Below are 17,308 nucleotides of genomic sequence, written 5' to 3'. Positions count from 1 at the left end.
CATTTTGAATAGGCGGGTATGATGGATAAGTTTGAACAAGTAAAACAACGAATTTTAGAGTTTGCGTATCAAAAAGATTTTGTTGCGGCAGAACGAGAATTAAATAAGGCAATAAAAGATTATCCAAACAATGCAGAATTGTTTGGAATGGTGGCAGGTTTATATATTGAAATTGGTGATTACTCTCAAGCTGAAGCATTTGCTAGGCAGGCAATGCGAGCAGATAAGTCATATATATTTGCTTATTTCTTGTTAGCTCGGATAAAAAATAATGAGGGCAAATATAATGAGGCTATTGAAATATTGGATAAGCTACAGATTGATTATGAAGGACATATCCCGCAAGAAATGATAACATTAATTTGTAACTTGTATGGATATATTTATAAAATTTTGGGTAAACCTGAGCAAGCTGCAAGGTATTATTTAAAAGCTAGCCAATATGCGCCACATATATGGCAAAAAACTGAAAACTATAGTAGTTATCTATTTAACCTTAATTATTTATCGAATATTTCCGATCAAGTCTTATTTAATGAACATACTAAATATAATGACTTGTTCCTCAATATTAAACAATATCAGCATAAGCTGTTTAAATCACATAAAAAAATAAAAATTGGCTATATTTCACCAGATTTACGCAAACATGTCGTTGTATATTTTGTATATCAGCTAATGAAACGTTATACCCATGATTTATTTGAAGTATACTGTTATTCTTTGGGACAGGAAGATAATATTAGTCTACAACTAAAAAGTTTTGTTGATAAATGGGTCAATGTAGCTACTCTTAAAGACTGTGAAATTGCTGAATTAATATATAAAGACGAAATTGATATATTAATAGATTTTGCCGGACATACACGAAATAATTCCTTGCCAATACTAGCATATAAGCCAGCTCCTGTACAGATGAGTGGCATTGGTTATTTTAATACGACGGGGTTAAAAGCGATTGATTATTTTATTACTGATGTTTACGTTGATCCAATTGGACAGAATGATGAGCTGTTTACGGAAAAACTGTTACGTTTACCACAAACGCATTTTTGTTATACGCCACCAGCTACTATGGTTGAATGTAGTGATCCAGCATACACGAAAAACGGCTATATAACGTTTGGATCATTTAATAATTTTACAAAGGTAAATGATGAGGTATTAGCTACATGGGCAAAAATATTAGCGAAAGCTTCAAATGCTAAATTGCTATTAAAAAGTGCTATTTTTGCTAATGCAAAAGCAAAAAAAGAAATTATAAAAAGGATATATCTAGCAGGGATAAAAATAAATCAAGTTGAGTTAAGACCAGAAAGTAAAGATTATTTAACCGAATATAAGGATGTTGATATTGCCCTTGACCCATTTCCTTATCCAGGTGGAGCAACCACTTGTGAAGCACTTTATATGGGGGTGCCTGTGATTACCTTAGCTGGCAAACGGCACGGTTCAAGGTTTGGATATAGCTTACTAAAGAATTTAAATTTAGACGATTGTATAGCTTTTTCTAAAGAAGAATATATTGAAAAAGCTGTTGCTCTAGCTAATGATTTTGAGAGAATAGATTTTCTTCATCAAAACATACGCTTGATTATGCAGAAATCTCCATTGATGGATGGAAAAACTTATTTGGCGAATATAGAAATAGCATATGAGAAGATTTGGCTAGAAAATAAATTAATTAATTTACCAGTAGACCGAGTTTTCTTAAATAATTTAGCGATTGAGTTTACCAAGAATCATGAGTATCTTAATGCACTTGCGTGTGGAGAAAAGATACTTAGTATAAATCAGAATGATTGTGAAGGTTTACATGTTAAGGCAGTTGCTTACATGAATATGAACAGGTTAGCACTAGCTCAAGAAATAGTTGCTAAAATAATCGCTATTGATGAAATGTATATTGGCGCCTATATGGTATTGGCTCATATCTATAAACGCAAGGGTGAAGTGGTCAATCAAATTGAGATATTAGACATGGTGATTGCTTTAGTGGAGAGTATCCAAGTGGAAAGGCGAACAATACAATATCAAAATGCTTATAGTGAAGCGTTGAGTATGTTGGGGGCGGCTCAGATTCTATTGGGGAATGTTCATAAAGGTATTCAAAGTTTTTTGTCATCAAGTCAAGTTGAACGAAATCCGTCGCAGCAGCTAATGGAATATAGTAACTATTTGTTGGCAACAAATTATGTATATGATATAACAAACCAAGTGAGGTTTGGTCTACACAAGCAATATAACAAATTTTTTGCTCATGTGAAACGGTTAAATCATATATCAATGAGAAAAAATAAAATTCGTGTAGGTTATATATCCCCGGATTTTCGCTGTCATCCGGTGATGGATTTTTCAATGGCTTTATTTACTGATTTTAATCATAATAAATTTGAAGTATTTGCTTATTATACGGGTAGAGCAGATCATATTACTGAAAAAATAAAAAAAATGGTAACAAAATTTATCCATATAAATGGGACAACCGATGAAGCTGCGGCTAAGTTAATTGCTGATGACAATATAGATATACTCGTTGATTTATCTGGGCACACTGCTAATTCCTGTTTGTCAATACTCGCCTATAAGCCTGCCCCTGTACAAATCTGTGGGTTAGGATATTTTAATACTACCGGACTTAACTCAGTTGACTATTTTATTGGAGATAAATATTGTGATAACGGAAATGCAGAAAACTTTTTTGTGGAGAAAATAATTCGGTTGCCAAATAGTCATTTTTGCTATTTCCCTCAACAAATATTTCCTGACATTAAAGTGTTGCCAAGCGTAAAAAATGGTTATATAACGTTTGGCTCCTTTAATAATTTTGCTAAAGTAAATGACGAAGTCATAGCCATATGGGGATATATACTAACGAATGTACCACGCAGTAAAATTATTCTCAAAAGTAAAGGCTTTGCGTTTGCTGACGTACGTAAAGCGGTATATAAACGATTTGCTAAGATTGGAATTGAAGAAAAACGAATTGATCTAAGAGATTTTTCAGAAAATTACCTTGAAGAATATAATGAAATAGATATAGCCTTAGATTCATTTCCTTATACAGGTGGTGCGACAACCTGTGAGGCTCTATACATGGGAGTACCGGTCTTAACACTATGTGGTGATACACATGGAAGCAGGTTTGGGTATAGCATATTGAAAAATATTGGATTAAACGACTGGATTGCTTTTAGTAAAACTGAATATATAGAAAAAGCAACAAGCTTAGCAAGAGAGAAAAGTAAATTAGTCCAGTTGAGAAATTCGCTTCGGACAATGGTAGAAAATTCACCGCTGATGGATAGAAAATTATATATGGAAAATATTGAACTAGAATATGAGCGGATATACAGGAAGAATATTAGAACAAATTATCATTGGGAAAATAGTCAAAAATATGATACTAAAAATAATGAAATGGAAGTATTTAAAGGGATAACTAGTATTATTATCTTAGCTCATAATCAATTAGATTATACGAAAGGCTGTATTGAAAGTATTCGTCAGTACACAGAACCTAATGCCTACGAAATTATCATTATTGACAATGCTTCAACGGATGGAACAAAGGAATGGCTAGCACAACAGAGTGATATAACAGTTATTTATAATGATGAAAATTTGGGTTTCCCTAAGGGCTGCAATCAAGGGATTGCAGTTGCGAAGGGAAGTGAAATCCTGTTGCTTAATAATGATGTCGTTGTAACAGCAAGATGGTTAGATAATTTAAAAGCAGCTTTATATAGTAGTAGTAAAGTCGGTGCGGTAGGTGCGATCACAAACAATGCCGCTAATAGGCAAAGTATCCCTACGTCATATAATTCAATTGCAGAGATGCAGGTATTTGCTAATGAAAATAACAATTCTAATGCTATGTATTGGGAAAGACGTCTAAAATTAATTGGGTTTTGCATGTTGATAAAATCTGATATTGTAAAAAAAATAGGCATATTAGATGAAAGGTTTACGCCAGGAAATTTTGAGGATGATGACTATTCACTGAGAATAATTCAGGAAGGGTATGAGCTACTACTTTGTTATGATGTCTTTATTCATCATTATGGTAGTGCGACATTTGAAAAAATACTAAGTGAAGCAGAACAGTATTATGAATTATTAAAGGTCAACAGAGATAAATTTACGAAAAAATGGGGATTTAATGATAAAAATAAAATTTCCTTTTCGTGGATATTAAGTCAAGTGGATTTCTCGATTTCTGATATAAATATTTTAAATATTGGTTGTGGGTGTGGGAGTGATTTTCTTAGAATTAGTCAGATTAATAAGTCAGCGAAGCTTTATGGAATTGAAAAAAATGAAAAGGCTGCTCGATTTGCTTGCAGATATGCACAGATAGCTGTTGGGAATATCCATACAATGGTCTTAGATTATGAAAAAGAGCAATTTGATTATATTTTAATAAACTATGGAATTGAAAATTTGGAACAATTTGAGCAACTTTTAGCAAAAGTATTGCCGTATTTAAAGTCGACTGGTACCATTCATTTTACGATGAAGCATATGTTATATTATCCTGTAGTTGCTAATTTTGTATCTTGCAAAGAATTGGGTAATACATACAGTTATTTTGCTGAAGAAAATATTAAATCTTTTTTGGAAAGAAATAATTTTATTTTGACTAAATGTAGTATTAAAAAAGAATTTTTTGCCGCAAATATATTTGAGTATATATCTATGATTAAAGCTTCGGGCATTAATGTTAATGCAGATAATTTTTCGTCAGAATTTTGCTATGTTCAGGCTAAAAAAATAATTAAAATATAACTCGGAAAAAGATTCCCCCCACCTCTATAGGGGGGGTATAATTGTGATTAACAGGCGGTGTGCATAATCTTTCGCCTCGTTGAAACGTCGAGTGGTAGGTTTTCCAGAGGAAAACTTTGAACAATGACGTTATAATAAAAATTCAATGAGGTGAAGCATAGACATTGATGAGCAAGTTTCAAAAATAGATAAATTATTGTAGATAGACCCAATATATAATTATAGCTAAAAGCAATTGCGAAAGAGGGCAGTATATGATTATTCAAGTTGATTTTGCGAATTTTGATACTAACGTGCGGAAAATATTTTTAGATAAAAACAATGAATATACAGCAGTGACTTTAGGCCCTGGCTCATATTTTGTAAATGGAAACTTAGAATTTGGATCTTTAGAGTGTCATGTGCTAATTGGACGATATTCTTCGCTTGGGCATCGACTTATATTTGAAGTAGGACTGAATCATGATTATCATCAAGTTACAACGTATCCATTTGCTGACTTAATAAAAAAAGATGGGCAAAATCATGCAGATAGCGTTAATCGTTGTCAGGTTGTTATTGGCAATGATGTTTGGATTGGCTGTGATGTTACGATTATGGGAGGTGTCCATATCGGTAATGGAGCAGTCATTGGAGCTGGTGCAGTTATTGCAAAGAATGTCCCTCCCTATGCAGTTGTTGTAGGAAATCCAGCAAAGGTTATAAAATATCGCTTTCCAGAAAATATAATAGAAAAATTACAAAAAATAAAGTGGTGGAATTGGCCGGAAGATAAAATAAAGAATACTATTGACGAAATGAAAACTCCCGATGTTTTTGTAGAGAAATTTAACCCGAAAACAAATGTTAATATCTTAACAGAGGCAGCAGTGGAATTGCAAGGGTTGAAACAAGATGGATATGAGATATTTTGTTTTGCTGTAGACTTTTCTGATAAAAAGCCAGTATGGGAAAAAGTTATTAGCCAGTATTTAAATAAATATACTTTAGCTGATAAAAAGACGTTGTTGCTAGAAGTATCACCTAAAGATATGGAATCAAAGGAGATGCAAGAAATACATTTGATGTTACAACAAGCGGGCGAAAATGCTCCGCTTATTATGAGCCATAATACAAAAGATGAAATACCAGTAGATGTATTAAGTAGTATAGATATATTTATCACGAATAAAGAGGATATTTCTTCACAATACATAGATTATGCAACAGATTATGGGGTAGAGCTTTTATTTGGTACAGATGCAATAATTTTCAAGGACAAGATGGTTAGCATTGTATAAAGGAAAGATGAAAACTTTGATACGGATAAAAGGTAATCTATAAAAAATCAAGGGTGACGGTATGCGAAAGATAGTTGAATTATTACATGATGAGATAGTATATTTAGCTGGTAATTGGGAGGATATTGAGGCAAATGAAATTGTTGATAGAAGCTTGTCTGTCTTAATTTCTATAAAAAAACGATTAGCAAGTAAAGAGAAAATCGTTGCAAATATATGCAATTTTTTAGAAAAGAAATATCAAGATTTACAACTAGATCACAAAACGGAATATAAACAAATTGTTTGTCAAGATTATATTAATCCCGTATTAGTTTATTTGAAAGATTATTTTGATGAAAAACATTTGACGTTAGGTGAATTACAACTTGCTATTAATAAGGCTATTGAACAAAAACTTTTTAAGCAAGCTGAACAGTACTTGATGTGTCTTAGAGCTGCTTTTGGATCAGATGAAAAATTTTTTTATATTACAGCTTATGTATTTTCGCAACTGGAAAAATATGAGGAAGCCGTAGCTGAAGCTGAATTTGCAATTAAATATAAATCATGTCTTGATGCTGAAGCATATATGATTATCGGATTTGCAAAACGAGGTCTATTTATGTATCGGGAGGCAATCTCTGCATTAGAAACTTCTAATTTATTAGTATTGAAAGACAGTATGATAAAAGAAAGTGCATTTGTTGGACGAAATTTTCTGGCTTTAGGTCAGCTATATATGTATGTTGGTGAAATAAAAAAAGCTTGCGAGGCTTATTTATCGGCAAGTAAATATAATGTAGTTGCTAAGGAAAAATGTGAAGCGTACAGCTCTTACCTAATGTGTTTGCATTATGAGGATGTTATGACAAGTGAAAATCTTTTTCAAGAGCATTGTAAGTATAAAAACTTACTTTCATCTGTACCAAAGGAAACTCTTTATCATATGAGAAAGAAGAAAAAAATTAGAATTGGCTATATTTCACCAGATTTTCGTCAGCATGTAATGAGCTTTTTTTATCGGGTTTTCCTGCAATATTATAATAAACAAAGCTTTGAAGTGTATTGTTATTGCTTAAATGAAGAAGATAAGATTACAATGCAGCTTAAACGATTTGTTAACCAGTGGCGGAATGTGAAGGGGCTAGATAATTACAGTGTTGCTAGCCTGATTGCTCAAGATGAAGTTGATATTTTAGTTGATTTGGCAGGACATTCAGCTAACAATGCATTGCCAATTCTAAATTATCGACCTGCGCCAGTGCAAATATCAGGACTGGGTTATTTTGATACGACGGGATTAAAGACAGTTGATTATATATTAACAGACAATTTTGTTGATCCTATTGGGATATATGATAATTTATTTTCAGAAAAACTACTAAGGCTGCCATATTGTCAATTTTGCTATACCCCATGGGATGATGCACCAACAATTGGGCTATCTCCATACATAAAAAATGGCTATGTTACGTTTGGATGTTTTAATAAGTATGCAAAAATAACGAATCAAGCTATTGAGGTGTGGAGTCAAATTTTAAAACAGGTCAAAGGCTCAAAGCTAATATTAAAAAGTTTAGTCTATATTGATGAAAATTTTTGCAAGGAAGTGTTCGATAGATTTGCTGAGTTCGGCATTGAAGCACGGAAACTCGAACTTCGTCCTGCGACTAGTGATTATATGGAACAACTGCGTGATATTGACATTGCTCTTGACACATTTCCTTATCCAGGAGGGGGGACGACCTGTGATACGCTCTATATGGGTGTGCCAGTCATTACAATGGAGGGGCAAAGACATGGAGCGAGGTTTGGTTATAGCATTTTGTGTAATGTCGGCTTGGGGGAACTTGTAGCAAAAAATACACAGGAATATATTGAAAAAGCAGTGGCTCTTGCAAATGACCTTGAATTAATTGATATATTGCACAAAAATCTAAGAACAATGATGGAAAAATCGCCATTAATGGATACTCAATTATATATGCAAGAGATTGAGCGGGCATATAGTGAAATCTTAGCTAACAAATGGCTAAATGGGTAGAGATAGAAAAAGTTTAAGAAGAAAACTGTCATCTGTATATTTATAAAATGAAGAAAGTAATATAGATGGATACTCAACAGTATCGTTGATAATCTTATATTGGTGGATATTGTAACGGTAGACACCTTCCTGAAATTAGTTAAAGCAATAAAAGTATAAATGTTTATCATTATCCATAGCCTGAGCATTCTCTAATGTAAGGAATTTTACATAGAGAGAATACTTTAAGGTGATTGGATTTTTTTTTTAGAAAAAGATAAACGGGGCTAATAAGTGAAAAAGTATTTAAGGGGAGGATTGACAATATACATAATAGAATACAAGAATAAAAATAAAGGTTAAAAGTCCCGAATGTATCTAGATATTTAAGTTTTTTTGTCAATTTGTCGATAAAACAAATAGAATAATATTTTATTAATGAAATATGGGAGGAAAAGCATGGATGCGAAACAAACAGCGATACAATTAAACCCAGCACAATTAAGAAAGTTGCAAATGGAAATGCTGGATTTATTGGTGGAATTTGATCGGATTTGCAGAAAACATAATATAAGATATTTTTTATCATGTGGAACTCTAATTGGAGCGATTCGACATCAAGGGTTTATTCCTTGGGATGATGATGTAGATGTTGAAATGTTTCGCAGTGATTATGAGCGATTTTGCGAGGTATGTGAAGATGAAATTGATGCGGAAAAGTTTTTTTTCCAAAACTATAAGAATGATTATAATTATAATTGGGTTTATGGCAAGATGCGACGTAAAGGAACGGAGTTTATACGCGTAGGGCAAAGTCATTTAAAGCAGAAAACGGGAATTTGTATTGATGTATTTATTATGGATAATGTTTCAAGTAATCCAATTATACAAAAATTTATGGATGTTGGAGCTGAATGTTGCAGAAAACTTTCATGGTCATCGGTAGGTGCTTTGCGTGCAAAATCTAAGAAACAGAGAATCTTATTTAAATGCTTATCTTTGTTACCTAAAAGCTTGATTGTAAATTTTTATGAATGGCTGATTCATCTATATAGTAATTATGATACTGAACTTTTGGCATTTTTCAATACAAAACTGCAAACTAGACGAGACTATGTCGGTTTTGGGGCCTTTAAACGGGAATGGTATAAAGAGAGTCTGGATTGGAATTTTGAAGGGTATAAATTTTCTATTCCAAATGGATATCATGAAATTCTCTACCTGAAATACGGTGAATATATGGGGCTGCCACCCATAGAGAAGAGGAGTGGTAATGCAGATGCAGAATATATAAAATTTTCAGATGGTACAATTTTAGGAAAGAAGGACTCTTACATGAATTTAAAAAGAATAAAAAATGAAAACGTAGCAATAGACGCTGATAGTATCCATGATTTTTATGCAAAAAGAGCTGTTAATAAAGTTGCGATTGATATAGATGCACCAGTTGTGTTATGTGCAGATAAGGCTCCTGAGAAAATTGAATATTGGACCAAATATGAAATTGAAAATAGATTGCCATTATTTAGATTAAATGAAAATTCTAAAGTATTAGAGTTGGGTTTTGGAACAGGACGTATTGCAAAATATTTGACGGATACAGCAGAAACATATGTTGGAATTGACTATGTAAAAGAATTTGTTGAATTAGCAAAACAAAGAGCAGATATAAAAAAGAATGGCAAGACATATTTCCTTAATGCTTCATTGCAACAATTAGTGAATGAAGAAATTCAATTGCCAATCAATACAAAATTTAATCGTTTCATCATTTCGGGTGGAGTTCTTATGTATATAAATGAAGAAATTTTAAAAGATTGTATAGCAAAATTGACGTCGTTTTTAGATGAAACATGCATTATTTATATTTCTGAACCGATTGCATTAGAAGAAAGGCTTACATTAAATAAATTTTATTCAGATAATTTAGATTCGGAATATAGTGCTATTTATCGCACGATTAGTGAATATAATCAAATTTTTAAACCTTTATATGATCATGGATTTAAGTTAAATGTAGAAGAAGAATTTTTCAAAGCTGATATAAAAAATCAAAAAGAAACAAAACAATGGCTGTTTATATTGGAAAGATAGAACTTTATTTTTTTAGATAGAGAGATGATGAGATGAGGTTATTTACAATAGGACCTGTTCAAATGTATCAACATACGCTGAATATAGGAGCTAATTTAATTCCGTACTTCAGAACAAACGAATTCTCTAATATTATGTTAGAAATAGATGAGATGCTAAAAAATATTATTGGTACGGATACATCATCAGAGAGTATCTATTTAACTGCCTCTGGTACAGCAGCGATGGAAGCTACTGTCATGAATTGCCTTGATAGATCTGATAAAGCTTTGGTGATTTCAGGCGGTTCATTTGGAAAAAGATTCGAACAAATCTGTGAAATTCATTCCATTTCTTATGATGCATTGCGATTGGGCGTTGATGAAGAATTTAGGTCCGAATCTCTAAAGCCTTATGAAGCGAAGGGATATACGGCAATGCTTGTCAACTTGCATGAAACATCAACGGGGCAGCTATATGATATCAAGGTACTATCAAGTTTTTGCAAAAGAAATAATATGTATCTCATCGTTGATGCAATCAGCACTTTTTTGTGTGATACATACAATATGGATAAATTTGGAATTGATGTTTCGATTATTAGTTCGCAAAAAGGTTTGTGCTTGCCACCGGGAATATCTATCGTTGTTTTAAATCAAAAGATTATAAGTGAAAAAGTCAATTCTATTAATCCACGGAGTTTATATTTTGATTTTAAAGATTATATGAATAATCTTAGGCGTGGACAAACTCCATTTACTCCGGCAGTTGGACTATTTTTGCAATTACAGGATATGTTAAAACACATAACGGATATCGGAATTGAAAATAGGCTCTTAGAAGTAAAAAATCGGTGTGAGCATTTTAGAAATAATATAAAAAATATGCCGATAACTTTGCCAAATTATCCATTATCTAACGCGATTACGCCAATTTTATTTAAACAGGATATTGCAATGAAAATATTTGAGGAGTTAAAAGATAAACAACAAATATTTGTAAATCCAACAGGTGGAGAGCTAGAAGACCGCAGTTTGCGAATTTCACATGTAGGAGATTTATCGTTGGCAGATAATACAATACTATTGAATGAAATAAAAAAATGTCTAAATGATGATAAATAGGATGGTATAATGTTATGAAAGCGATTATCATGGCAGCAGGTGTTGGCAGTAGAATCAGTCGCAATATTGATAAACCTAAATGCTTGCTAGAAATAGAAGGCATATCAATTATACGGAAGACTGTTGAAATGTTATTGGCGAATAATATAAAAGTTGCTGTTGTTGTTGGCTATTTACATAATCAAATTGAAAATGAGCTAAAAGAACATGAGGTAGAAATCTATTATAATCCATTTTTCCGCGCGACGAATAGTTTAGGTTCACTATGGTTTGCCAAAGAGTTTATTCAGGATGATGAAGAACTATTATTAATGAATGCTGATGTTTTTTGGGAGCAGGATATTTTGAATATCCTGTTATCTGAAGAAAAAGAAGCTGTATTATTGGCTGATTCCTCTAGTGTGAGGGTAAGAGACGGTGACTATTTCTTTGGTTGCAAAGATAATAAAATAGTTAAGTACGGTAAAGATTTAGCTATGGAGCTGCGCACACATGAATATGTTGGTATTTGTAAAGTTAAACCAAGTTTTATGCCAGCATTTAAATCTATGATGAATAAGCTTATTGAGGAAGAAAAATACAACTACTGGTGGGAAGATATATTATACCAATGTAGTGCAACGGAGAATGTATATGTACGTGATGTATATAATTATTTCTGGGCAGAAGTAGACTTTATTGAGGACTATGAAAGGATTATGGGATACGTATGGAAACGTAAGCAAGATAAATATTATATATGAAAAAAGGACTGGTGATATCAGTCCTTTTTGATAATTTTTATAGTTAATGCAAATTATATTTTGTATGAGGGCAGAATGATGAAAAAAACGCTTAAAAATCAGATTCTTGAATTGCTGAATTCATTAAATGAGGGAATAACCTATATTGAACAATCAAAAAATGCTACAAATGAATTGAAATTACAAGTATTACAAGATTGCCAAGCATGTATTTTGCCAATAAAAAACAGTATTATTGGTAATGATCGGGCGAAGAAAAGTCTTGCATTAATGGATGGAATAGAAACTAATCTAAAAAAAATGCAGATATTATTACAAAAGAATAAACCTCTTGTCATGATATCTTTTATGAGCAGAAAACAAATTTTGAAAATTAAAGAAATTGTGATGCAATTAGACAACAGAAAGGAAGTAGTCTTTTTACCTTATAATGCATCCATGTGGGACTCACTTGAAAGTATTTGGCAAGCAGCGGACGAGGACGAAAATTGTGATGCCTATGTAGTGCCGATTCCCTATTGTGATCGTAATCCAGATGGAAGTGCTAAAAATTGGAATTATGAAGGTCATGATTTACCTAGCTATGTACCGATTACTAATTGGCAAGAATATGATATATCTAAGCATCGACCAGATATAATTTATATACATAATCCCTACGATGATTATAATCTAGTAACATCAGTGCATCCCAACTATTATTCCAAGGAGCTGAAAAAATATACAGATATGCTTGTGTATGTACCATACTTTGTATCTGGCGATATAGTAGGGCCGATAAAGTGTAAAGCTCCAGGTGTAGTTAATGCTGATAGGGTAATTGTGGAATCGGAAAAGATAAAAGAGCAATATGAAGCTAATTATCCTGGGGGAAATCCACCAAAGAATAAAATTTTAGCATTGGGCTCACCGAAATTTGATAAAGTACGTAATAGTAAAAAAGAAGATTTTGCACTACCTAAGCAATGGGAGAAAATAATTAATGGCAAAAAAATAATACTTTATTTGACAACGATTGAGACGATGCTTTTAGATACAGAGAGCTTTATCAAAAAACATCGGTATGTATTTTCGGTATTTAGAGATAGAAAAGACGTAGCTCTATGGTGGCGACCTCATCCATTATTAAAAGCTACATTTGAATCAATGAAGCCAGAGCTTTTAAAAGAATATGAACAACTAGAGTATGAGTATAAAAAAGCTGGCTGGGGTATCTATGATGATTCATCTGATTTATACAGAGCGATAACTTGGTCAGATGCGTATTATGGTGATATGAGTTCGGTAATATGGTTGTATGAGGTAACTAGTAAGCCGATTATGGTGCAGAATGTAAATATAAGAAAACCGATAGAAGAATGTTTAGTTGATGAGATTATAATAAAACGAAATTTTAATTTTCGCGATATGGTGGTTGTTGGCGATAGTGGCTGGTTTGTTGGTTATACAAATGGAAACTTAGTAGAAATAGATTTAAATACCGGCGAGGTTAAATCTATCGTCAAGATTCCATGCGAAGATTTAAGTTATAGAATAGAAAAGTGCCTAAATAAATTATACATTATGCCTAATGGAAATTATCAATATTTGCTAGAGTATGATTATATTAAGTATAAATTTAGAAGGATATCCTTAAGATTTATATGTAAAGACACAAAAAATAAGTATAATAAAAAATATAAATATTTAATCATAAAGGAATATAGAGAAAAAATATTTTTATTTCCTTATGGTTGTGAAGCCATTATAGAGTATGATGTGAAAAAAGATCAATGTATATATCATTATGAATGGTATAACAAAATAGAAAAATATCTAATAAATAAAGATAAAGGAATATTAGATGAAGTATATTGTATGTCAAAAGACAGTATATGGATATCGTTGCCTCAATGCAATGCAATAATGGAATTTAGCTTTATTGATGGTAGAAGTAATATATATGAAGTTGGAGATAGTAGTTCTAGCTATAGTTATATGGATTATGATGGTGAAAATTTGTGGCTTCTTAATAACAAGGAAACTGAAATTATTAAATGGAATAAAATAAACTTAATATTATGTAGATATAATATTAAAAATTCATACAATGTAGAAAATAAACTTAGAAAATTTTCAATGATACATATATTTAATAATAATTTATATATTTTCAAAGCCTTTGCCAAAAATTCTTTAAAATTAGATATGACTACAGGTGAAATAACGAGAATAAAAAAATTTGATGAGTCATTAAATTTAAATCATAATTTTATCTATTGCGATGGTCTACATGATAATTATCCAGGAATTGGAATAATAAAAAAGAGAAATAATCAAGAAATTGTATTTTTCCATTTTGCGAGCAATCAAGGATATGTATATAATCTTCACTACCAGACGATACATAAAATTGGTAGATATTTTGAAGCTAATTTATATAGTCGTATTATGAATAAAGAATATATAAAAAATAATAAAAAAAATATTATATGGAAGGAAGAAGAACTGATATATGGTGTATTAGAAAACTATATTCAATATTTAGTACTAAAGCAAACGAATGCAGAAGAATTGAATTTAGTTGGGGATGATGTTCATAGCGTTGGTTGTAAAATATATCATTTGATTGGATAAATATGAAGAAAAAAATGTTTAATAATAAATCAATATTAATTACCGGAGGTACAGGATCTTTCGGCAAAAAGTTTATCAAAATATTGCTTAGGAAGTATCAACCTAAAAAGTCATTGTATTTTCACGTGATGAATTGAAACAATTTGAAATGCAGCAAATATTTAATCAAGATTGTATGCGCTATTTTTAGGTAACTTAAATTATTTAATACCGCAGAATGGTTTTAAATATATAGAATTTTTACCTACAAATAGTGAGAATCAATTATCGGGTTATGAAAATTGGCAACGGTTCAACAAGAACAAGATGCAAAAGAGGTAATTGAAATATTAAAAAATTTAGATATTGATTTATTAGTGGTAGATAGTTATGCAATTGATGAAACTTGGGAAAGAATTGTTCGTACATATACAAAAAAGATTATGGTCATAGATGATTTGGCAAATAGAAAACATGATTGTGATATATTGCTTGACCAAAATTATTATGCAGATATGAAGATCCGATATAGTGGATTGGTAAGTGATGACTGTAAGTTGCTATTGGGACCAACATATGCACTACTTAGGGAAGAATTTTATAGAGAAAAGAAAAAACAACGACAACGAGATGGGCAGATAAAAAATATTCTTATGTTTTTTGGTGGAAGTGACTTAACCAATGAAACGATGAAAACGTTAAGAGCATTAGTAGCATTAAATAGAGAAGATATAACTGTAAATGTTGTCGTGGGTGGAAGCAATCAGTATAAAGAGGAAGTAAAAGAGTTTTGTCAGCGATATCACTGGATGAACTATTATTGCCAGATTCATAATATGGCAGAAATGATGAATGAAGCAGACTTAGCAATTGGTGCTGCTGGGACTACTACGTGGGAAAGATTCTTTTTAGGATTGCCAACGATTGTGATTGCTGTGGCAGAAAATCAGATTAAGATTGCTGAAGATTGTGATGAAAGCGGATTTATTAAGTATTTAGGTAAAAGCTCTTTGGTAACCAATCATGTTATTTGCGAAGTGATATTAAGCTTGCAAGGGAAAAAATATAAAAATTTGCAATACAATTGTACTAGGTTCAGGAGAGATAAAGATGATGAATGGATTAAATTGTTATTTGAGAGCAGTGAAATTGGATGATGCTAAGTTATTGTATATATGGCGTAATGAAAAAGAGACTCGAAAGAACTCTTTTAATAGTAATTTGATAGATTTTAAAGAACATTTAAATTGGTTGAAAAAAACACTACAGAATAATGCGAGACTATTTTATATTTTAATATGTGCTGATATGGAAGTAGGACAGGTTCGCATTGATATAGAAGGAAAAATAGGTGTGGTTAATTATAGTATTGATTCAAAATATAGAAAAATGGGTTATGGTAAGAGTATATTAGAGTTGGCGGAACAGGAATTATTAAAAAATGCTGCTAATTTAAAAAAAATAGTTGGTTATGTGAAATTAGAAAATGTAGCATCTCGACATATTTTCCAAATTCTTAATTATCAGGAAGAATTAAAAGGTAATATGTGTATCTACACAAAATTACTACCTGATTAAAGTATATATGGTGAATTTATTGAAATAAATCTACAAAGAATTTTAATAATATTTTTTATTAAGGTTTTTTGAATTGGATGTGAATGCAGGTGAATATAACTAAGAAAAATATAGAAAAACCATTTATAATTGCAGAAATGTCAGGAAATCATAATCAATCACTACAGCGAGCTTTGGAAATCGTTGAGTTAGCTGCTAAAGCTGGTGCTGATGCATTAAAATTGCAAACCTATACAGCGGATACAATGACTTTGGATATTGCAGAACGAGAGTTTTTTATTAAAGATAAATATAATTCATGGAATAGGACTTCACTATATGACTTGTATAAAAAAGCATATACTCCATGGGAATGGCATGAGCCAATTTTTAAACGGTGTAAAGAGCTGGGAATCGTAGGATTTAGTACGCCGTTTGATGCTACTTCGATTGATTTTTTAGAAAGTTTAGATGTTCCTATATATAAAATTGCCTCGTTTGAAAATATAGATTTGCCTTTAATAAAAAAAAGTGGCTCAAACGGGTAAACCAATAATTGCTTCAACCGGGATGGCGAGTATTGCAGAACTTGATGAATTAGTTAGAACAGCTAGAGAAAATGGATGCAAAGATTTAATATTACTAAAATGTACAAGCAGTTATCCGTCAGCTCCCGAAGGAACAAATTTATTGACGATCCCACATATGAGAGAGTTATTTAATTGTCAAGTAGGCTTATCCAATCATACGTTAGGAATAGGAGCAGCCGTTGCAAGTGTAGCTTTGGGGGCAACTGTAATTGAAAAACATTTTACAATTTCTCGTGCCGATGGTGGAGTAGATTCTGCATTTTCATTAGAACCAGTAGAAATGAAGATGTTAGTTGAAGAGGTAAATCGGGCATATGAGGCACTAGGTCAAATTCACTATGGAATTAGTGAACAAGAGAAGAAGTCTATACAATTTAGGCGAAGCTTGTATATTGTAGAAGATATATAAGCAGGAGAGGTAATCACGGAGAAAAATATGAGAAGTATCAGGCCCGGATTGGGACTTAGTCCGAAGTATTATGATATTGTGCTGGGGAAAAAGGTGAAGTGTGATGTTAAAAAAGGTAGTCCAGTATCATTTGATTTAATTTAA

The 17,308-nt window shown here is 31.8% G+C and carries 9 protein-coding genes and 2 pseudogenes; all 11 read left to right on the top strand.

Annotated features, from left to right (window positions below):
- Positions 1-21: 21 nt before the first annotated feature.
- The gene (locus tag P3F81_RS10930) at positions 22-4,788 is read left to right on the top strand and encodes an O-linked N-acetylglucosamine transferase family protein (protein ID WP_309320398.1); all 4,767 of its coding nucleotides are present in this window, start codon (positions 22-24) and stop codon (positions 4,786-4,788) included.
- A gap of 254 nt (positions 4,789-5,042) precedes the next feature.
- Positions 5,043-6,068 carry a CatB-related O-acetyltransferase gene (locus tag P3F81_RS10925; RefSeq protein ID WP_147670171.1) on the top strand — a complete coding sequence of 342 codons (1,026 nt, stop codon included), beginning with the start codon at positions 5,043-5,045 and terminating at the stop codon, positions 6,066-6,068.
- A 61-nt stretch (positions 6,069-6,129) separates the two neighbouring features.
- The gene (locus P3F81_RS10920) at positions 6,130-8,094 is read left to right on the top strand and encodes an O-linked N-acetylglucosamine transferase, SPINDLY family protein (protein WP_147670170.1); all 1,965 of its coding nucleotides are present in this window, start codon (positions 6,130-6,132) and stop codon (positions 8,092-8,094) included.
- 438 nt (positions 8,095-8,532) lie between these two features.
- Entirely contained in the window at positions 8,533-10,167 is a 1,635-nt protein-coding gene (locus tag P3F81_RS10915) for a LicD family protein (RefSeq protein WP_309320397.1), read from the top strand.
- Between the two features lie 32 nt (positions 10,168-10,199).
- The gene (locus tag P3F81_RS10910; RefSeq protein WP_309320396.1) at positions 10,200-11,270 is read left to right on the top strand and encodes a pyridoxal-phosphate-dependent aminotransferase family protein; all 1,071 of its coding nucleotides are present in this window, start codon (positions 10,200-10,202) and stop codon (positions 11,268-11,270) included.
- A 14-nt stretch (positions 11,271-11,284) separates the two neighbouring features.
- Positions 11,285-12,013: a phosphocholine cytidylyltransferase family protein gene (locus tag P3F81_RS10905; RefSeq protein ID WP_147670168.1), complete on the top strand. Its 729-nt coding sequence runs from the start codon at positions 11,285-11,287 to the stop codon at positions 12,011-12,013.
- A 78-nt stretch (positions 12,014-12,091) separates the two neighbouring features.
- Positions 12,092-14,629, top strand: a complete 2,538-nt coding sequence (locus P3F81_RS10900) for a CDP-glycerol glycerophosphotransferase family protein (protein ID WP_147670167.1) — start codon at positions 12,092-12,094, stop codon at positions 14,627-14,629.
- Positions 14,630-14,643: 14 nt separating this feature from the next.
- Positions 14,644-14,816, top strand: a pseudogene (locus tag P3F81_RS10895) (polysaccharide biosynthesis protein); the annotation flags it as partial.
- A gap of 94 nt (positions 14,817-14,910) precedes the next feature.
- The gene (pseG, locus tag P3F81_RS10890) at positions 14,911-15,765 is read left to right on the top strand and encodes a UDP-2,4-diacetamido-2,4,6-trideoxy-beta-L-altropyranose hydrolase (RefSeq protein ID WP_309320395.1); all 855 of its coding nucleotides are present in this window, start codon (positions 14,911-14,913) and stop codon (positions 15,763-15,765) included.
- Positions 15,719-16,186, top strand: a complete 468-nt coding sequence (locus P3F81_RS10885) for a GNAT family N-acetyltransferase (protein ID WP_147670166.1) — start codon at positions 15,719-15,721, stop codon at positions 16,184-16,186. Before pseG ends, P3F81_RS10885 begins: the two co-directional genes overlap by 47 nt.
- A gap of 83 nt (positions 16,187-16,269) precedes the next feature.
- A pseudogene (gene pseI / locus P3F81_RS10880) lies at positions 16,270-17,308 on the top strand (pseudaminic acid synthase).

It is taken from the genome of Selenobaculum gibii (assembly GCF_030273445.1).
Taxonomy (GTDB): Bacteria; Bacillota; Negativicutes; order ICN-92133; family ICN-92133; genus Selenobaculum; species Selenobaculum gibii.
The sequence above is the reverse complement of the archived record's forward strand: the minus strand, read 5'-3'. Positions and strand labels throughout refer to the sequence as shown.